15 protein-coding genes are annotated in these 21,415 nt (G+C 36.0%); 5 read left to right on the plus strand and 10 right to left on the minus strand.

Annotated features, from left to right (window positions below; all coding sequences use genetic code 11):
• Positions 1-300 precede the first annotated feature (300 nt).
• From BC008_RS00930 to BC008_RS00965, 7 genes are all read right to left on the minus strand, one after another.
• On the minus strand, positions 301-1,188 hold the full coding sequence (locus tag BC008_RS00930; protein WP_036265232.1) for an isocitrate lyase/PEP mutase family protein: 888 nt from the start codon (positions 1,186-1,188) through the stop codon (positions 301-303).
• Between the two features lie 326 nt (positions 1,189-1,514).
• A complete protein-coding gene (locus BC008_RS00935) occupies positions 1,515-3,071 on the minus strand; it encodes a HAMP domain-containing sensor histidine kinase (RefSeq protein ID WP_027842912.1) in 1,557 nt (518 codons plus the stop codon).
• Positions 3,072-3,438: 367 nt separating this feature from the next.
• Entirely contained in the window at positions 3,439-4,938 is a 1,500-nt protein-coding gene (locus BC008_RS00940; protein ID WP_027842911.1) for a phytoene desaturase family protein, read from the minus strand.
• A 1,090-nt stretch (positions 4,939-6,028) separates the two neighbouring features.
• Positions 6,029-6,964: an alpha/beta fold hydrolase gene (locus tag BC008_RS00950; protein WP_027842910.1), complete on the minus strand. Its 936-nt coding sequence runs from the start codon at positions 6,962-6,964 to the stop codon at positions 6,029-6,031.
• 31 nt (positions 6,965-6,995) lie between these two features.
• On the minus strand, positions 6,996-7,502 hold the full coding sequence (locus BC008_RS00955; RefSeq protein ID WP_027842909.1) for a DUF4112 domain-containing protein: 507 nt from the start codon (positions 7,500-7,502) through the stop codon (positions 6,996-6,998).
• A 216-nt stretch (positions 7,503-7,718) separates the two neighbouring features.
• Positions 7,719-8,045, minus strand: coding sequence for a DUF4112 domain-containing protein (locus tag BC008_RS00960; protein WP_063800726.1), 327 nt, complete (start codon positions 8,043-8,045; stop codon positions 7,719-7,721).
• A 234-nt stretch (positions 8,046-8,279) separates the two neighbouring features.
• Complete coding sequence (locus BC008_RS00965) at positions 8,280-9,218, minus strand: GNAT family N-acetyltransferase (protein ID WP_027842908.1); 939 nt, start codon at positions 9,216-9,218, stop codon at positions 8,280-8,282.
• Positions 9,219-9,505: 287 nt separating this feature from the next.
• On the opposite strand from BC008_RS00965, the gene BC008_RS00970 reads away from it, so the two are divergent.
• A complete protein-coding gene (locus tag BC008_RS00970) occupies positions 9,506-10,831 on the plus strand; it encodes an amino acid permease (RefSeq protein WP_036265230.1) in 1,326 nt (441 codons plus the stop codon).
• 482 nt (positions 10,832-11,313) lie between these two features.
• A complete protein-coding gene (locus BC008_RS00975; protein ID WP_027842906.1) occupies positions 11,314-12,300 on the plus strand; it encodes a hypothetical protein in 987 nt (328 codons plus the stop codon).
• A 150-nt stretch (positions 12,301-12,450) separates the two neighbouring features.
• On the opposite strand, the gene BC008_RS00980 is transcribed toward BC008_RS00975, so the two are convergent.
• The 3 genes from BC008_RS00980 to BC008_RS00990 form a co-directional block, all read right to left on the minus strand.
• Positions 12,451-12,837: a hypothetical protein gene (locus BC008_RS00980; protein WP_027842905.1), complete on the minus strand. Its 387-nt coding sequence runs from the start codon at positions 12,835-12,837 to the stop codon at positions 12,451-12,453.
• 515 nt (positions 12,838-13,352) lie between these two features.
• Positions 13,353-16,916: a WD40 domain-containing protein gene (locus BC008_RS00985; RefSeq protein ID WP_027842904.1), complete on the minus strand. Its 3,564-nt coding sequence runs from the start codon at positions 16,914-16,916 to the stop codon at positions 13,353-13,355.
• Between the two features lie 46 nt (positions 16,917-16,962).
• Positions 16,963-18,255 (minus strand): AAA-like domain-containing protein, encoded by a 1,293-nt coding sequence (locus BC008_RS00990; RefSeq protein WP_058182958.1) that lies wholly within the window; start codon positions 18,253-18,255, stop codon positions 16,963-16,965.
• Between the two features lie 297 nt (positions 18,256-18,552).
• Between BC008_RS00990 and BC008_RS49215 the strand changes: the two genes are divergently transcribed.
• The 3 genes from BC008_RS49215 (at position 18,553) to BC008_RS01000 (ending at position 21,173) form a co-directional block, all read left to right on the plus strand.
• On the plus strand, positions 18,553-18,699 hold the full coding sequence (locus BC008_RS49215; RefSeq protein ID WP_161938060.1) for a hypothetical protein: 147 nt from the start codon (positions 18,553-18,555) through the stop codon (positions 18,697-18,699).
• A gap of 357 nt (positions 18,700-19,056) precedes the next feature.
• The gene (locus BC008_RS00995; protein WP_027842903.1) at positions 19,057-19,950 is read left to right on the plus strand and encodes a peptidoglycan-binding domain-containing protein; all 894 of its coding nucleotides are present in this window, start codon (positions 19,057-19,059) and stop codon (positions 19,948-19,950) included.
• 164 nt (positions 19,951-20,114) lie between these two features.
• Positions 20,115-21,173 (plus strand): N-acetylmuramoyl-L-alanine amidase, encoded by a 1,059-nt coding sequence (locus BC008_RS01000; protein WP_027842902.1) that lies wholly within the window; start codon positions 20,115-20,117, stop codon positions 21,171-21,173.
• The last annotated feature ends 242 nt before the right edge of the window (positions 21,174-21,415 follow it).

A 21,415-nucleotide genomic window follows, 5' to 3' on the forward strand; every position in this document is an offset into this window, starting at 1 on the left:
ACTCGCTTCATCTTACTTAACGCGCTATTTGCGATCGGTTTTATCTCGCTCTAGCACAAGTAAATTTTAATTACCTCACAAAGCTCCCATTAGCAATTAAATCACTATTAAAAAATTAGAGCTTACAACTTAATTGTTGTTTGACGATAGAAAAAATGAATAGTATTTATTGGAGTATTCTTATAGATAAATTATAAAGTAGATTAGGTTACGGCAAAAAAGAATTTTATTGTTGGAATAATTCAAAATCCGCCGTAATCTAGCGATGCTAGCTAGGTGATGCATCTGTACCGATTCAAGTTACTCATCGTTTGTCTCAGTGACAGCGAACTGTTTTTCTAGCTGCAAATATTTGGGGACGCCAATTAATTCTTGGAATTCTTGGAATTTTATAAAATCGGGAAAATTCGCTGTAGTTCCTTCTGCTTTCAACTGACTCAGACAAGCAGTCATCGTTTTTGTGACTGCTAATAAACCAGATAACGGGAAAAATACTATTTTAAAACCCATTTCTTGCAACTCAGAAGCTGAGAGTTGGGGAGTTTTACCACCTTCAACAATATTCGCTACTAAAGGTACATTGGGAAAAGCTGCAGCAATCTTTTGTAATTCATCTTTAGACTGGGGTGCTTCAACAAATAATACATCTGCTCCAGCTTTGATATATTCCTTCCCACGACAAATAGCAGCTTCGAGACCCAAAGGTGCGCGGGCGTCTGTGCGAGCAATCACTACCAAACAGCTGTCAGCACGGGCTTCTACTGCAGCACGAATTTTATTCGCATGTTCAGTTTCAGATATTACTCGTTTGTTTTCAAAATGCCCACATTTTTTGGGAGATTCTTGATCCTCTAAAATTACTCCCGCTAATCCCAATTGCACAGCATCCCTAACAGTCCGCATGACATTTAAGGCGTTACCATAGCCAGTATCCAAATCAGCAATTAGGGGAAGACTTATGGATTGGGCTATTCTTCCCACACTGTAGAACATTTCAGTCGCACTCAAAAAACCGTAATCTGGTAATCCTAAAGTCGAAGCAGCGATTCCAAAACCACTTGTTGCAGCAACTTCAAAACCAACCTGTTCCACTAGTTTGGCGCTCAGACAGTCATATACCCCCGGAATTACCAAAATTTCTGGACTTTCAAGTAATTTTCGTAGTCTATTAGCGGCAGATATCGGCATTTTGATTGTGAATATTTTGATTTATTTTGAAATATTTTGAATAATATTTAAGATATAGCGCTACGCGCAAGTCGAAAGTCGAAATATGACATGCTGTCACCTTGCGGATCTCCCGACGCCGCAGACTCTAGCTTGGCGTGTCCGTATGACAAATAGAATTTACAAATTTACAAATTTCCTAATCTTATTACGTGGTGCTACGAAATTACCCAGTACTATAAATTTGGATCGGTTACTTAATCTAAATTACTTAATATTTACTTTTTGTAGATAGTTTTGGGAATTTTATCAGTAACAGCAAACTCAGCATAAGCAAGAATTTTACTTTACTTTAAGTTAATCGGCTCAACTGGCAAAACCATGCAGAAGTTAGCACCTTCTCCCAGCTTGCTATGTAGTATTACCTTTCCATCATGAGCTTCTGTAATAATCTTGACAATAGATAATCCTAACCCAGTACCTTGGGAATTATAAATACTACTCGCGCGAGCAAAGCGTTCAAAAATCCTTTCGTGCTCTTGCTCATCAATCCCTTCTCCCGTATCGCGCACCCAGAATTTTACTGTATTTTGAGTAATTGAAGAACCAATTGTAATTTTATCAGTACTTTTTGTATGTTGGATTGCATTTTGTACCAGGTTCATAAAAGCTTGTGTTAGCCGTTCGGGATCTACTACAATATCTCCTACGGCAACTCGATCTACGCGCCAATTACGTTCTCCCGAAGCTTGAGCCTTAGCAAATAATTCTTCGCTGAAACTACTCACATCAACTGTTTCTACATTTAAAAAGTCTGGACGTTCCGCTTTCGCAAGTATTATTAGATCTTCTACAATTGAGCTCATTCGATCCAATTCATCGAATACCAACGTGACATTTTTTTCCACTTCTTCCGGAGCGTCATTACATATTAGCTGCAAATAGGCCTGAATAATAGTAATAGGGGTTCGTAGTTCTTGTCCTGCATCATTAATAAAATAACGTTGAGTAGTGAAAGCTGCTTCCAATCGATCCATCATGTCATTGAAAGTGCTTGCTAGATCTGCAAGTTCATCTTTGCCATATACTGGAACCCGTTGACTTAAGTCGGATTCACTAACAGAACGCACAGTGGTACTTAAAGAACGTAAAGGAGCTAATACCTTTCCAGAAGCAATCCAAGCAAGCATCAAAGCCCCTAACATAACCACGCTCATCACTTGAACGACAACTGTGGTCGCTTCAATTGTTTCTTGACGTTCGTCAGCTACAGTGTGAGCGATGACAAATACTCCTAAGTTCTTACCTCGTATTTTTACTGGTTGAGTTATGTAGATTAGACCACCTAATTTGGGGTCGGCTAATTCTTGCTCGCCTCTTTCTGGTTTAACTAATTTAGCCCAACGACGCATTAATACTGTATCTCTATCGAAAATTTCCGGTCGTCCTCGGGGATTTGATTTATAAAATTTTCCATCAACGAAAGTCATAAAAAATGTTTCATCTTCTGGAAGTTGTTCGCTCAAAAATAGATCGAAAAAATTTTTTAGTTCTTTATGGGAAGATGGACGCACAAAACGAGGATCGAAAACTTGACTTTTGCTGAAATTTGGGTGCTTTGCTAAATCTGATGCAGATAGCGAAGTATTAGCTTCATTTTCTATCAACGTATTAAATACAAGTATTCTTTTGACCAAGTCCTTACGAACTCGCTCATCAACGCGAATATACAATAATTCGCGAAATATTGGGATTGAGACAATAGAAATAATAGTGATAGTCAAAACATACCACACGAGAATGCGGGTTCGAGTCGCCCAAAATAAGCCCCGCTTGGGAGCAGAATCTTTTGCAATTTGTCTGTTATTAGACTTACTTGTAAATAACGCTGAATTTAAATGCAATTCCAATAATCCTATTTTTTCTTATAGTTTTTATGCTCCCACCAAGTATAAGTTTCCGACATCCGGTAGAATTTATAGCCTATGGGTAATATTTAATACCATAATACTTGTTAGGAAATCAATAAGAGGTAAATAACAGCGGAAAATCGTCAAACTCACTACTCAAAAGCTGGTTCGGTATATAGATTAATGTATTTTTTATACTGAAATTAGCGACTCAAAAGACAAAAAAAGAGATTAGTAAATGCACTTAAAAAACACAATTAAGTGCATCTCTTTAGTCACTTCGTGCCAGAAAATACTGCGAGTAAAATGCCCTATGGCTAATTCTATATGCCCAGCGCAGAATTTTTATGAATCTTTATTTTTAGAAATCTTTGTCAATAAATACCGTCGCACTTTTTGCAGATTCTAAAATTGTAATCAGTCCGCTACCAGGATGGACTGCACCACCAACCCAGTATAATCTTTTAGTATTATGAGAACGAATAGGAGGACGGAAAGGACCTAGTTGATTCCAGTTGTGGCTGAGATTAAAAACTGCACCGAGATGAACTTTATAGTCATCGACCCAAGTTTCTGCTGTATAACAAGTTTCGGTTACAATATGTTTTTCTACATCTTTGAAACCCAATAGATGCATCCTGTTGATAATGAAATCACGATATGATTTTTGTTTGCTTCCCCAATTTACATTATGGGAAGTATTGGGAATTGGGACTAATACATATAAGGTGCTGTGACCTTCAGGTGCGTTACCCGGATCGATGATGCTGGGATTACACACATAAAAAGAAGGATTTGTTTCATCTAGCGCCGAATCATCTAACCAAGGTTTTTGTCGTCTGCGAATGTGTTCGGAAAGATAAATTTGGTGGTGGGGTAAATCTTCATAGCGTTTATTTATTCCCAAATACAACATAAATGTGGAACAAGAAAATTGCATGTGATCGAGTTTTTTGTCAGTATAGCGGCGATCGCGGACTGAATCTGGCAGTATATTTTTCACAGCATGAGCAAAATCTGCATTTACCACTACCGCATCAGCTTGAATTTTGTTTCCTTCTTTTAGTTCAATACCCCGAGTCTGACCATTTTCAATCCAAACTTGTTTAATAGGACTTTGTAAATTAATGGTGACACCTAGATCTGTTGCAGCTTTACCCATCGCAGCTGCAAGATTGCGAAAACCTCCTTCAGGATGCCATACTCCATCAGCAAATTCCAAATAAGGAATCAAACTAAAAACGCTTGGGGAAAGAGTTGGATGCATTCCCAAATATTTGGAAGGGTAGCTCAAAGCATAAACTAAGCGATCATCTTGAAAAAAGCGCCAACAATGCTGATATAAACTTTCCCAAGGACGAAACGGTATTGCAGCAAGAATTTCATCAAGCCGTAAATAACCTAAGATAGAACGCGGTGGAGTACCCAAATAAGCGTCATAACTAGCATCGTATTTGCGAATATGTTCTTCATACCAACGTTCAAAAGCTGCGGGTAGATCGGGACGCATCGCTGCTAGTTGGGTTTTGAAAGCATCCAAATCGGATGTTAGATCGAGTTGAGTATTATCCCAAAAGCAAATCCGAGTATTGGGTTCTAAACGTTTAAAGCTAATATAATCAGATAACTTTAACCCCGAATCTGCGAATAAATCTTCGTACAAACGGGGTACTTGTAAAATTGTTGGTCCAGTATCAAATCCATAAGCTCCGTCATTAAAGCCGCGCATTCTACCACCGACTCGATCTGCTGCTTCGAAAATCTGTACCTTGTAGCCCAAATGAGCTAACCTCATGGCTGTGGCTAAACCGCCAGGTCCTGCACCGACAATAATGATTTGTTTGGATTGCTTGTTTGACATTTTGCTCGGATCGAGATCTAAAAAATTATAGACACGAAAGAATTACAAATAGAAAAATTCCTTTCCATCTACCTATAACTCAACTTTAACCGAGCAGGAGTCCTACACCTAAATTGTACTCAATTAGGTGTGCGGAGGAATGCCGGGACAAAAACGGTGCATCCTCCGACAAAATCAGCCTTTAGCCGATAGAGGAGAGAGGATAGCGCTGTTTTTGTCTATCTCCTTTTGAGAAGTGAGTCGATCCAGTCTTCGACCAAAGATGTAATAGTCTTATCTCTATCCGCCGCATAAGCCCGTAACTTATTTAATCTTTTCTCAGACATCCTGAGACTTAATCTCTTCTTTTCCATATTTTGAATAAGCTCATTCATGTGAATGAGGAATCGATCCCATCCAATACTAAATAATGGCATCTATCCTTACATGAAAACGATTTCTCTACTTGAACACCAGAATAAATAATTATTATTCCGAGAAAATACCATTAATTAAATATTAAATATTAATATAAAAACAATAAAAACTACTTACAAGCACTAATAATTACTTTGTTTTTGCTGCTTTAATTACAGTTTTTATTTTTATAGATAAAGTTGCCAAAATGGCAACCTCAACCAAAATTGGCAGGATATCTTATATAAAGATAAACGACTTCAAGGGTGTTGTTGTCAGGGTGTATCACACCATTTCAATAAATAGTTGATACATTGTCTACCTTTCTCAAAAATAAAGATTAGTCACAAAATCATCTAAATACTAAAATTTAGATAATTGTAAAACAATAATCAGGTTTGACATTTGCCGCGATGAGAATATCAAATATATACGAATGCTGTTCTTGACCCACACGTTAGCCCCCAAAATAAAGTACAGCATGGTTTATATAAATTCTCTACGCTTCAGCGACAAATGTCAGGGTGGGAGTTTGAAAGCGATTGATATGCTTCCTCCCACCTTTTTTTTTATTCATTAATACTGTCTAATATTTATGATTTTTATGAACAATAAAATTTGAAATAAATTATGTTTGACTCATAAGATTTAGACGTTGTCATGCAACGTCTTTTTTTTAGAAAATAAGATTCGATTAAATAAAATCAGTTCCCATTAAAAATTCAATAATTTCTTCATTAACGACCTCAGAAGCACCTGATGAAGCATCGTGACGACAATTTCTTAAAACTTTCAACTGAGAGTTAGGTAAACATTGATTTAACTTATAACCATGAGCAATAGGAAACCAACTATCTTGCTCTCCCCACAATATTAATGTGGGACAATCTACAGAGTTTAGGTTATTTTGTATCTTGCTTAATAAACCAGTTTTGTTGAACTTACAATTTTTGATTTCTCGATCTGCTATTTGTAGTTCTTCAGCTGCTTTGGTTAAAGTCCCGGGAAATTCAATAAACGGATAAGTTATCCAATAAATATCCTCAGGAGTTAATATTGATGGGTCAAACAGCACCTCACGTCGTTCAATCGCCATAACTTCTCTAATCAGGGGTGCGAATAAATACGTCAAACGCAAACGATCTATTATTTGAACTACTTCTAATGGGGTGTGGGAAAATAATCTCATGCCCCAATGAGGCAAAGCTTCTGTAAAGATTGGGACATTCACCACCACTAATCGCCCAATAATTTGAGGATGCTCTTGAGCAAGCGCTAAAGCAATCAACGCTCCTAAAGATTCTGCAACTACCGTCGCTGGTTCGTCACATAATTCCTTAATAATGCGCTCAAATTCAATCGCTTGGTGACCTTCAACCTCTCGACGATCTTGGGGTTTTTCCGAAAAGCCAAAACCTTTAGCATCAAAGCAAATTACCCGAAAATGTTGGGACAATGGCTCAATACTTTTACGCCAGTTGTAGCTCCAACTACCAATACCATGTAATAAAATTAGTGGCTTCCCTACTCCTTTTTCTCCGTAAGCTACTTGCATGGGATAGCCACTAGCATCAGTAATCGTTAAGTATTGTCTACCTTTGGGAAAGGTTTTTTGCCACCAATCTTGCATTTATTTAAAAAAATAATCTATTGTGTGTGCTTTATTTGCCTGTAAATAATCCTACCAAAAAGCTAGTTATCATTACTGTTAAGGAAACTAAACCGATAGTGAGAAGTAATAAGCCAGCTACCAACATTACAATAAACCATACGTTACGATCCCTTTTGCGACCGGGAAACTGTAAATGTTCTTCAACTAACTTGAGATTATAGTCGTTAGCTCTCCAGGTAAAATCAAACAGATCCCCCAAAACTGGTACTGCCCCGATTAGGGCATCTAAAATAATATTCAGGACCATCTTAGCTAGCATTCCAGCAGGAGCACCCAAACGTGCAGCTTCTACAACAATATAAGCGGAAAGTAAAATTCCTAGGAAATCACCACCTACGGGTAGTAGTCCTATAATCGGATCCAAACCAAGACCAATACCTGTTCCCGGAATTACGATCGCACTATCTAAAATACGACTTAGAGCACGCAAGCGTTTGAGAGCGCCTGCTTTACTATTTGGGTCTATAGTGGAAAATTTTGATGGAGGTAAGGACATAATAGGATTTGATCAGTGTATCTCCCCCACAGAGCATATCTTACATCATACTGAATCGTTAAACTGAATTTCTAAATATTACATAACAAAGTTTTCTACAATAGATTCGCGTACCACTTTAAGAATAAGAATTTAATAACCTGTAATTCTAAAGTTTGGAATGGTGCGTTACTGCAAGTGTTCTTCAAGTAGCTTAAGATTATATTCGTTAGCTCTCTAGATAAAATCAAACACGTCTCCTAAAACTGGTATTACTCCGATTAGGGTATCTAAAATAATATTTAGAAGCATTTTAGCTACTATTTCAGTAGAAGCACCTAAACGTAAGGCTTCCACAACAATATAAGCAGAAAGTAAAAGCCCCAAGATATCACCACCTACAGGTAGCAGCAATCCTATAATCGGATCCAGACCAAGACTAATACCTGTTCCCGGAATTACGATCCCACGATCTAAAATACGACTTAGAGTACGCAAACGTTTGAGAGCACCTGCTTTGCGATTTGAATTTATAGTGGAAAATTTAGATGGAGGTAAAGACACTATAGGATTTTCTCAGATCGTATATTGCACCTCTGAGTATAGAGGACGAAAATTTCAAAATCACCGCAATAAAGCTACATTATTTTTACTTTATGCAGACATATAACACAATACGGTTCAGATAAGACTAAATCGGTTGCTATAGACGTTGCATGCAACGTCTCTACATGCCCAAAATAATTATGGTTCAACCTTAACTGAACCGTATTGACATATAACAACCAAATGTATCTCTCAACGCCAATCATCAATAACAAAGACATCAGAGCGATTGTAAGCAGGTTGATTTGGTTTATGCATAGCCACAGCTAATCTATCAATTTTAAAACCAAGAGCAAGTATTTTTTTATAGGCGCGATCGCGTTCCGTACTCATTCCACAAATTAAACGAGATAGTTTTTGTTCCATAGCAAATTTTTCACACTCTCGTAAGAGTTGCTCGAACCACTGCTCAGTCTCTTTACCTGGACGCACAGCTGCAAACTTCACGTAACAAGTATCTTTACCTGCTTCTGTATTTTCTCCACAGTGACAAATTGCAAAACCTAACAAGGTATCATTACCCCAAAGCAGAATAGTATCGCCTAAATTTTTGCTGTTTACTGTAGTTATTTCACTTCTAACATCCAAATTATCGTAAATTGTATCTGTTAATTCATAACAACTTTGGAGAGATTCCATTTGCTCCAAATTACTTAATTGAGAATATTTAATTCTTTGCAAAGCTTGTTGGTAAGGTTGAGGTTGTTTGGAAGTAAATGCAATCAGAAAACGGGGGTAAAAACCAAATTTTTGATATAAGCACAAATGCTTAGGGCTGTTAGCAAATGTACAAAATCCTGCTTGTTTAATGTTCCAAGATTCAAAGCATGCGATCGCAGGTTCAATTAATTTTTTCCCAATACCTTGCTCCCAAAAATCTGGATGTACAATAAGGGGACCAAATAGTCCAAAACTACCCCAATTAGTAGCTATATTAACTCCTACTATTTGTCCATCAATTTCTGCTGCAAATGCTGCTTCTGGATTGTTATACCAACGATTCATATAGTTTAGATCGCTACCATAATTCTCCGGAATTGGATGTTTAACAAATTTACCAAAAGCAACCCGAAAAATATAGTTAGCTTGCATTAGTTCGCTTTCTTTGAGCAGACGAATAGAAATTGACATCTAAAGGAAGTGGGATTATTTAGTAATTAGTAATGGGCAATTTAGTAATTTTTTGTTATTTATTAACAAAGTTAATAAGCATTATAAGCTGTGTCACAGACACATAATATTCCAAATAAATAGATATGCTATAACGAATAAGGTGAAAGGAAAGAGGATAAATATTTTTATTCATACATTAAGGAAGAAACTTAGTTATTCCTTTCGACTTAACAATTATTAAAAACTTTTTGTTAAAATGATTTACATAAGTTAATTTCTGGTTGGAAAAATACACTTACCCTAGCATGACCCAAATAAAAACTAATATCCAGTCTGATGAACCAAAAGTTACTCGTCTATTTTCTCATTTAGAAAAGGATGGTAACCAACTAAAACATCACCCCGGTAGTGTTTTTGGAAGTGCGGCTTTGCTTGCAGGGAATACAGTTGGGGCAGGAATTTTGGCGTTACCAGCGGTCACTTTACCAAGTGGTATAGTTCCATCTACGGCACTGTTATTTGCAGTTTGGCTATATGTATTGATCTCGGGTCTTTTAATTGCAGAGGTCACCTTAAATAGGATGCGTGTAGAAGGACGTCCGAATTTAGGCTTCTTGTCAATAGTTGAAGGTACACTGGGTACATTTACTGGTAGGTTGGCTGGGGGTGCGTTCTTATTCTTTCATTACAGTTTGTTAGTAGCATATATAGCTCGTGGTGGTGATATTCTCTTGGGTGGAGCCTCTCACTTATTGGGTATGGATGGGGCTTTACCGACGTGGGTAGGAGCAATAATGTTTACCTCGCTTTTTGGTAGCATTTTGTATCTTGCAAGAGACAGATTTGTAGAGAAGTTAAATAGTATCTTTGTTGTTATTGTTGTTTTCTCCTTTTTAGGGCTAGTTTTTCTAGAGGGAACGCAGATTCACCCAGTACGTTTCTTATTTCAAGATTGGCGAGCTTTACCTGGGGCTGTTTCCGTAATGTTGGTGGCGATGTTTTTTCATAGCGTCGTACCAGTCATCGTTAGCCAATTGGAAGGGGATATACAAAAGATTCGCAAGTCAATTGTTATTGGCTCTTCGATCCCTCTAGTTATGTTCTTGGTATGGAATGCTGTAATTTTAGGAAGTATTAGTCCTCAAATCGTGGAGAATATTTCCTCGGGGGAAACAGTTTTCGACCCCTTACAGTTCCTCTACACCCATGGAGCACAGAATATTTTGGGAGTACTAATTCCTGTATTTTCAGAGTTTGCGATCGTAACTTCTTTTATTGGCTTTTTCTTTGGTTTACGGGATTTTTTCCAAGACATGAATTTGTTTGAGATTAATCAGCCCGTTCCCCGTTTACCAGTAATCTCATTGGTGATGTTTCCGCCGATGAGTTTATCACTAATTAATCCCAACATATTTTTTGGTGCTCTAGATTATGCAGGAAGTTTTAGTATCTCAATTTTAGGGGGAATTCTTCCAGCGTTGATGAGTTGGAAACAACGGGAAACTGATCGCGATTCAAATAACGACCATCAAATTCTTGCTCCTGGTGGAAAAATTACCCTAGTTTTAACAATTGCGATCGCGCTGGTAATTATAGTTAGGCAAATTTTACTAATGAGTCCCCAGTTTTAAAGTTCTAGTTGCTTGTAGAAATTTAATTTGCTTGTAGAGGGGTTAAGGAGGATTTACCCCTCCACTAGTTTCAATATTTCTGACTTCGGTGAGAAACAAACCACCAGAGAACAATGCATCACTAAGTAATATTTATAACTTAATCAATAAGATTAGTTGATTGAGATAAACTTATCCCATACTTCTTCCCCATTGATTGTAAAAGTATTTGTAGCAGTAAATTTTTTGATTAGGAAATAACCTTAACAACAAGGATGACGCTTTCTTAATACCCTCTTATACTTATAGCTGTCAAGACTAACAAGCATCAAATAACCTTGCTACTTGACTATAGTTCATTAGTACTATACTTTGGTTTTGGCGAGACTAAACTTCGCTAGGTTTCTTCACAGTATGGACTGTTTAAGTATCAGTGAGGAGTTTTTGTTCGCTGAAACGCCATAAATCAAGTTGTAACTTGTAATGTCTAAGGGTGAGGTTATATGGGACACAGATCCAATTTCGTTATTATCCAAAACAGGGAAATAAACATTTACTATTCTCATTGGGGTGCAATTTCTATTCCCAAAGATATTTTTTATGGTCCCCAAATTACCATTGACTATATTAAGTCTTTGCAACCTGTAGAAACCTTATTGGATGACCTATGGTGTGAAGGTGCAGTACTCGTAGATACTCATGAGAAACAGCTGATATTTTGGGGTGGTGATGGTTATGAGTATCCAGCAGTTCGTAAATATTTCATTTCCCTGCTCCAGTTAAATTGGGAAGGTTGGGGAATTCGCTGGGCTGAACAGGGAATTATTGATATAGCCCAATATTTAAGAATAGATATTTCGCAAGTACAAACAGATATTGATTATTATCACTGGAAAAATTATCGAGGTTGGTTGGAAAATAGCAAAACCGATTGTACTGAGACTCTTCTCACAGTTAAATATCATCCAGAACTGATTTTAGATTATAGATTTGATAATTATCTTACTGAGTTACTTTCCACCGGTTCAAGTTTATTTGAACTCCTTCAAAGTTGTGACCCAGTAGCAATTCCAGATGAAGAGAAAGTATGCAGTGGAGCATATTTAAATTTGTTTGAAAAAGAAATTTGGGTATGGTGGGGTAGACCAACAGATGAAAGAGTTGTAAGTAAAATATTAAGACACTGGGATGGTTGGACAGTCAAGCGTCACACAGAAGGTTTACCTTTTCAAGTAGAACTTTCAGGTCGTAGTTCAGATTTTATTCGGATGGAAGCAGAAACAGTAATTGAGCAAATATTAGATGACATAACTAAAAATGATAGATTCGACCCCAGAAAATGGATTGATACTATTGCATCTAATTGCGTTAATATCGAATATGCAGATATTTGGATCAATCCCGATACATTGAATAATTCTCAGCCAGAAATCACCGAGCGGGAAAAACAACAAGTTTTGCAGAGGATAATTAAATTATTGGAAGATTGAGCATTGAAAAATTTAAGGAATAGATAATGGGTAATGGGTAACAGGTAATTGGTAATAAAAACCTATCCATTACCCTCATCCCTTCTTGATACTCCAAAACTTCATAAATTTTTGATTAGCTATCGGTCAAAACAGTAAAAGGATGGGTTATCATCCATCAGTTTGAGCTTTAGATGCTTGCAGATTAGTCAGAGTTTTCCAGGTGTTTGCACTGGTATCGAAACATTTCCAAGTTTCCTTGCTTGGGTCTTTATAGCAAAATAAACAACGGTCATCAGCATCGAAGTCATCAGTCAAGTAGTAGACAATTCCGCGAAAAGGATAAGTTTTTCGACTCAGTCGTTTTGCAACTGCTTGATTAGGACATTCGACCACGAATACCGGTTCTGCTTTTAAATGAGCTAGAGAAAAAAAACACATTCTTAAGATAGCCCGAAGCCAACTTTCCGAATGCTCAAAATAGTCATCAATGATTTTATTCGTTAGAGCTTGCTCCAAAGATCGATCTTTTTCTTTAGAAGCATGAAAATCAGACATAGCAGCACCTATTGCTACACCATTGGTTCGAGATTAAACTAAAAGTCCGGCGAATGACAAGGGTATGAGGTAAAACAGGACATCGCCGGTAAGAGTAGCAAGGCAAGCAAACAGTGAATTGAAGACAAACATTCAGCATAAATGTTAAAAATTAAAATATTTGGACTTATTTGCTTATCCAAAGCTACCCATTCTCTATTCTTACCAAGAAAGTACTTAATTACCAACCGTATTCGAAATAGTTTGTCATCAAATATAAATTAAGTTTAGAGAAATCTCGATTTATTGTTGTTTGTAATTGGTAATTAATAAAATCGCTATTTCTTTTGAAGGTGCATCAATTCATGCAACCTAGCAAACCGTATCAGGACATGAAAGGCGACAACTTCTCAGGAAAGTATACGTTTCAATTATTCCAGTTAAGCAACCAATTTAAAGGACATTCAGTAGACAATTAACCCAAATAATGATAATCATTCTTGCAAATGTCTTTTTTTTTGTAAGTCCATTAAATTTTATTTAATATATTGATGGCAAACTTTAAGTCTTTTCAATTCTTCAGGGTGGGTAACAAAATAATCTTGAAGCCAAATACAACCATCATTAATTAGTTGCTCTAAACTAACCACAGACCACAGACGAGCAGTACCATCACGGGAACCAGTAACGATTTGTTTACCGTCAGGACTAAATGCAATACTATGTATCTGGTCACCATGTCCTACCAATTCTTGTCGCATAAAATTACTGTCTTTATCCCACAAGCGAACGGTGCCATCATAATAAGCTACTGCAAGTAACTGTCCGTTATTAGGAATGAAAGCAATATCTTTAATGCCATATTGGTAGATTTCTAATGCTTTGATAAATTTACCATTCTTATCCCACAAACGGATATTACCATCGCGGGAAGCTGCAGCGATGTAGTTTCCATCAGGACTAAACGCTAGACTTACTACCCAGTCTTTGTATCCTTCTAATACTTTGATAAATTCACCATCTTTATTCCACAAATGAGCAGTTTTATCGCGAGAACTAGTTATAAATTGTTTTCCATCAGGACTAAATGCAACACTTTCTACCCAGTCTGTATGTTTTTTTATTTGTTTGAGGAGATTACCGTTGTTATCCCATAAATGAATATTATTATCCCTAGAACCAGTTACAATTCTTTTTCCATCAGGACTAAATGCAATACTCAAAACTTGGTTATCATGACCATTTAAGACTTTAACCAATTTCCCTTCTAAGTCCCATAAACGAATCTTACTATCGCTTGAACCGGTAGCAATTTGATTTCCATCAGGACTAAAAGCAATGGTGTAAACTGATGGCGTTTTTTTTGTCATTGGCGATTCTGGAATTTGCCATTCCCTAATCAACTTCCTATTTTTATTCCATAAGTAGACTTTACCATTAGCTGATCCAGTAGCAATTATTTCTCCATTGGGACCACCAAAAGCAACAGTAAATATTTGACTGTCAATCTTTTGGAAAATATTTTTTGGCTTATTTTTAAATAATTCCCATATTCTTGCAGTCGTGTCATGTGATGCACTAATAATATGTTTGTTATCAGGTGTAAAGACAACACCATATACCCATTTTGTATGTCCTCTTAATACTTCTTTACTCGTATATAATTCCTGATCATCATCTTTCTTCCATAAGCGAACGGTATTGTCACTGGAAGCTGTAGCAATGTACTGACCATTGCGACTAAAGGAAACACCATTAACTATACTAGTATGTCCTTCCAATTCTTGAATAAAATCCTTTTGTAATTTCCGGTTTGGATCCCACTTCCATAGACGAACAGTTTTATCCCCAGATGCAGTTGCAATTAACTGACTATTTTTACTAAAATCAACACTTTTAACTTCATCTTTATGACCAATTAATTCTTGGATAAGTTTACCTTGCTCATCTAATAATTGAACATTACCTTTTTTTGAAGTTGTGACAATTACTAATCGATTAAGGGGAAATACAACGTCAATTACCTTTATTTGTTCATCTTTTTTCTGTAGAAGTGAAAGTGACGATTTTTTTTTATAATTCTGTGAATTCCAGGAGGTAATTTTATAGGTTGATTCATAGTCGTATTTATTCTCATATGAGACAGTAACAATGCGTTTACCATCAGGACTAAAAATAGCTCTGCTTACTTTATAATTTTGCTCATGTTTGAGTGTCCCAATTTCACTACCAAATAAGTCCCATATTTTAGCCGTTGTATCAGTAGAAGCAGTAATAATGTATTTGTTATCAGGACTAAAATTGGCTCTAAACACTACACCTTCTTTTTCTTTATGTTTAAGTAGAGCTAATTTTTTACCATTTCTATCCCATAACTGAGCAGTTGTGTCTGTAGAAGCAGTAACAATATATTTGCCATTAGGACTAATGCTGACGCTGTTTACTTCCCCTGTATTCTCTTGATGTTTTAATTGATTGCGTTCCTGAATATTATCTAATATATGTTGTAAAGCTGAAATAGGACTACTAACTGGATAACTCTCAAAGGAATGAATATCTTTGGTTAGTTTTTGTAATTTGTCCCCAGCTTGTATAGCAGATTTCAAAGCTTCTATTTGCCGATAAGCGAATAAATGTGACGCAAGATTTCCTAATGATTGTATAGTGTTGAACTCAAGGATTGCTTTTCTATTTTGTTCTGCTGAGTTGACAAATAAAGCAGAAATCATTATGGAAAAAGATAAAAATAGAACTCCAATTTTACTCCGTCGATTAGCTTTTTTATTTGCTTGTAGCAAAACTTCTTGAGCTTTTTTTCCTGCTTCTTTTACTTCTTTGTTTTCGTATGCTTGGCTTGCTGCTAAAAACTTATAGTCAATGATGCTAAGATTTTTATTTCTTGACCAATTTAAAGCAACCTGCAACGCTTGTCCTCTTAATAAGCGGGATTCATCTTTGTAACCCGATGCTAACCATCTATTAAAAGATTCTGAATAAGGTCTGAGATTTGCTAATTGCTTATCAACCCAACTCAAATTAAAAATATGTTTATAAATACGATTATAAATTTTCAAACTACCATTACATTTAATAACTAACCCCGATAAACATAATTCAAATTGTTCGGGACTATTATTTCTTGCAACTTCTCCATTTTGTAAAATTCTTTGATAAATTCCTAGCAATATACTAGAAGAGCTTTCATCTTTCAAAATCCTGTCTCTAATAGTTCTTAAATGTTCTGGTTCGTCTTGATACTCCCAATTATCAATAATCAAATTATTGATAATTTCACTCACTCTATGTTCCTCTAAAATTCCACTATTATCAGAAATATTATTGACAATCAAATTACATAATTTTTGTGTCAAAAATGGCTGACCATTTGTCCAGTACCATATTTGTTTTAATACTGCTTTTGGATTCTCTACTTTTCCTAACAATCCTTTAATTAAAGATGAAGAAGTAACTTCTTCTAAACTAAAAGGAGTCAATTCAATTGCTTGGCCAATATTAAATGGTGTACGTTTTCTATCCGCAATCAAATCTCTGGGTGTTGCAACTCCTAGCAAACAAAAAGTTAGACGATTATAAATCGGATTATCTGCACGCAGGTTATAGCATCCACGGATAAAAGCGAAAAAGTCATCGCAGGGAAATTTTAAACTAAGAATACTATCAATTTCATCGATAAAAATTACAATATTTTGATTTATTATTTGTAGCAATATCCCTTCAATAAACTTACTTAGTTGTCTAATGGGAGAAATATTTTTTTGTTCATCTAACCAAGTATCTAAATCAAAATCTAAATTAACTTTTTCTATCAAAGTATCAATAAAATCAGCATACCATTGTTCTGGTGAAGAAAAATAAGTATCAAACATGGAAAGGTCTATGCTGACACAAATTATTTCATCTTTTTGTAGTCTACGCATTGTCTGTACGCGCAAACTTGATTTACCTGTCTGACGTGAATTCAAGACATAACAAAATTTTCCTGCTTTGAGACTTTTATAAAGGTTATCGTCTGCTGGTCTTTTAATATAAGTAGAAGAATCTTCTGGTAAAGTCCCCGAAAATCTATATTCGTAAGCCATACCTAAAATTTTTTGATTGTAGTGTTGATAAATAAACTTAAATCTTTTAAGACAAAGTTAAACGACTGCTGAAATATTGACGATATAAATTACAGCGTGGTGTGACATAATTCCCTTGTAGTTTTACTAACCCCATTTTGTGTAACTTAAACGCTAGTTCCGGAGCTATATCTACAGGTTTTGATGAATTTACGCTCATTAATAATGCATTTGCAAGTTGGGGATATTTTCTTAAAGTTTGGAAATGTTTTCCTAAATGATTTTGAAATATTCCCCCGTCTGTAGGAGCCATTGTTAATAGTTTTTCAAGGGTCAAATTTTGATTTTTAACAGAATCAAAAGCTCTGCATATTAACGCTGGATGTCCTCCCAACATTGCTGTCAAATCTTCAACAACAGATACATCCCAATGCAACTCGTATTGCTTTGCTAAATAACGTACTTGTTCTGGGGTAAATTCCAATAACTCAAAAGGTAAACCCACACCAGCTAAGGGAGAAGAGTTAATATCCATCCCACCATATACTTCCGTAGAATGTACAAGTACCAACCGCATTTTTTTCCAAAGTTCACCAATATGGTCACTTTGCTTACTTTGGTCGTTCCAAGCTCTTAATAAACGACAAAAATCAGTAAATATTGCTGGTTGCTCAAATACCACATCCAAATTATCTAATCCCAGCACTAGGGGATTTTGAATTTCTGTCAGTATATATTTCTGAAAGTAACGAGTACAGTTTCTGTTAATTCCATACCTAGGTTTCCAATACTCGTCTAAATGGTCTTCTAGGTCAAATATGTCGGTTAAATTAACGCAAAACCATTGTAAAAAATCTTGATAATCACTCAATATTTGACTATCTGCTTGCTGGAAATCTAATTTTCTTGCTTGATAACCTTCCTCTCTAGCAGTATCAAGAATTCTTTCTAGCAATAGGGTTTTACCCATCTGCTCAGGTGCTTTGATACGTATTAAAGCTCCAGGTTTTTTTATCTCTTCATAACATTGGGATTCGTAAGGTTCTCGAATCACGTAAAAAGGAGAAGATTCAGTATTCTCAATTTCTAATTCAGTAACTTCTTCCCAATCTAATCCTAGTACCTGACAAAAAGCTTTGAAAGCGTCTAACTTTATATATTCTTTTCCTTGCAAAAACCGTTTAAAAGTAGCACGAGACACTCCATCAGCATAAGGACCGAACTCTTCCCATTTAATCTCTGGTTGTAATAATTTACTTGCTGCAACAAGCCACTGGGGATTTTCAATTGTCCATCCTTTTTTCTCTCTAGCCTTCTTAATTTTTGCTAATCCTTTCGGAGAAGCTTTCAGAGTAAGCACTGTGTACTTCCCTACTTTAAATAACTTGTTTACCTAAAAAGTATAACCCGAAAAACAATTATTTTTTATACCAATTTTTCTCAGTATTAGCCCAGTATTAGCTCATTATTATTTATCAAACTGTTTCTAGTGATTTAAAAACTGAGATAGAACTGTATCTGGTTGATTCATGAAATATAAATCATCATAAAAATGTCAGCAAGTTAAACAAACATGATTTTCTTTTATAACTCATGTTTTATCCAATTACTTGATGACGCAAATATATTTTCTTATTAATATGAACGGAGTATCACCATGAAAATATCTCGTAAACTTCGTAGAGAATTGATGTTAATTGCCTTCGATTTAGTTGATGGTCAAGTAGATGATTTAGAAGCAATGTGCGAAGTTCTAGAATCTATCGCAGCAGCGGGAAGAAAGGAACTAGAAGCAAATACATAATTATCAAATTAAATTTCCCTGTTGAAATTCCAAAATTTAAATCAGGACTTACGCAACGTTAGCACAGCGTGTCCGTAGGACATAGATTTGTCATTGCGACCGAAACACAGTGTAGGAAAGCAATCTCAGAGTTTTTGCGATTACGTCGCTATCGCTTTTCCTAAAGGAAACGCTGCGCTAACGTAATGACGCAATTACGTTAATTTTGCGTAAGTCCTATAAATAATAACAACAGGGAAAAGTTAAAGCATGAAATGGTAATTATTTCTTTCCCTAAAAACAAATTTATCCCACTGATTATCAAACCTCAAAATTTGTTAACTTCATTAAACCAAAAAATAATTAAAGCAAAAAACAATGAAACTACAAGAATTCTATAGTCAAAAACTAGAATACGGTCTGGAAACAGTAGCAGCCGATAAAGAATTAGCCAAGCATATTCAAGAAATTCTGATTTGGCACAAACTTCTTGCACCTCCAGCAGATGGTAAATTTGGACCAATATCTGCATCAGCACTTCGAGAATTTCAAGAATTAATGAAGTGCAACGAATCGGGATTTTTGGGACCCGATACCGCTAAAAAACTAATTGAAACACACCCTGATGAGTTACCACAAAGAGAACTAAACCTGAATAAAGATTTGGCTAGTCGCATTATTAAGTATATGTTAGCAAAAGGCTATCACGTTGATAGAAAAACTGGTGAATACAACATTATCTATGTTGAAGGAATGAATCCAGATGGAACGCTTAATTCTGATAGACCTAATAGCTTCAACGATTTACGACTAGTTATTCAAGTGGTCAGTAGAACTCCCAAAATTATCAGCATTTGGGAAGCAACAACCGAACCTGGCAAATACTATACCTATAATCCAATGAATTCCAAGGGTGCAGCCAGAATCAAATTTGGACAATACAAAGCATGGCGAGTGGGAACTCACGGTAATGCTGAACCCCATGAAGCACTCATTCAGGTGTCTGATATTACTGTTCACAGAGACTTTAATAAAGACATGATTCGCACAGGTGACAAGCTACATACTGGTTCTTTTTACATCAATCAGCACTATGGATATGACTATCCCCGTAACAATATCAGCTATGCCAGTGCTGGCTGTTTAGTAGGGCGTACTCGCAAGGGTCATCGTGATTTCATGAGATTGATTAAACAAGACTGGCGCTATCAAAGCAATCGTAACTATAAGTTTATGACAACCATTATTGCAGGAGATGATTTACTCAAATAATCTTTTGCTGTTCGTAGTTCATTTCTCCCAAAATTCTGTAGAGATGTTATACACAACATCTCTACAACAGGAGCTTACTTTTACCCGGTAATTCTAGGTTATTGGAGTAATCGGAAGCCGGTTGATTTATTGATTAATTTTGTTACTTTATTGAGGAATATCAAATGTTTAAATGGAATGATTTTGTAAAAGTTTTAGCCTCTACAAATATAGAGTTTGCACATCTCAAGGTAGCTCAATTGGCTCAAGCTATCTTGGAATCCGGTTGGGGTAAATCAGAATTATTCAAATTACACGCTAACCCATTCGGAATGAAGTATCGTCAGGAGATTCACATTGCTTTACCAGTTGAATATAAAGCTCATGATGGAATAGATATTTATTGCAAGTTTGCAACATTAGAAGATGCAGTTAAAGGTTATTGGATTTTTATTGATAGACCAGTCTATTCGGGTTGGCGTAATAATAGTGCAACCCCTGAAGACTTCATTCGTTTCATTGCTTTTGCAGGTTATATCGATGGACCATTTGACGGAACAGAATTTTCAAGACTCAGAAAAGAAAAATATATCAGTAAAGTTTTGAAGCTGATTCCACACGCTCAAAAACTTTTAGAAAATGCCGATTCTTCACTTATGGAAAAACCTATTTGGAAGAAAAAAGGTGTGATACTCGAAGTAGGACATGGTAAGAATCCCAAAACATGGGAACCAGGAGCAGTTGGAGTTAATGGTGTATATGAATATGATTTGAATTGGATAGCTGCTAAAGCTGCTAAAAGTCTACTTGACGAAGCGGGAGTACCTTGTGTAATTACAGATTTTGGTGGAATTAACGGTAAGGGTCTTTACGATATAGGTAAAGTTGCTGCTGATTACGATGTTTTTTGTTCTATCCACCATAACAGCGCTGATGAAAATGCTCAGGGAGCAGAAGTTCTCGTACACCACATTAAAGGAGATATTGAAGATTTAGAGCTATCATCCCTGATGAGTGCGGAAATTGCGAAGGAACTCGGAATTCGCGATCGCATTGCTAATGGTAGAAATTCTCGCGAAAAATTAAGTGTCTTGAATGGTGCTGAGGATACAAATGTCAGAGTGTCAGTACTAGCAGAATTGTACTTTATCCACGTACCAGTTCCCAACACCAAAGATTGGAGTACTCGTGGAGGAGAAGCTATTGCTAGAGCGATTCTGAAATGGCTGCGTCAAACATTATAATCAAACAAAGCTTGTATCCCTGGAGGTGAGATAAAGTGTCATTCTTAACTCAGGTCATTTTAATATCGCCTCCAGATAAATGATATGAGATACGTTAAAGTTGGAGTTATATATTTTTTTGTACAGACAAAAGCTTAGCTGGAAAGGCTTATATCCCACACCATAACTTTTAATTTAGTGTAGGATATAAGCCGAATAAAAATGCTTCAAATATTTTGCTAGCAATCTTAAATATAACTTAA

This window comes from Mastigocoleus testarum BC008 (assembly GCF_001456025.1).
In the GTDB taxonomy this organism is placed as follows: domain Bacteria; phylum Cyanobacteriota; class Cyanobacteriia; order Cyanobacteriales; family Nostocaceae; genus Mastigocoleus; species Mastigocoleus testarum.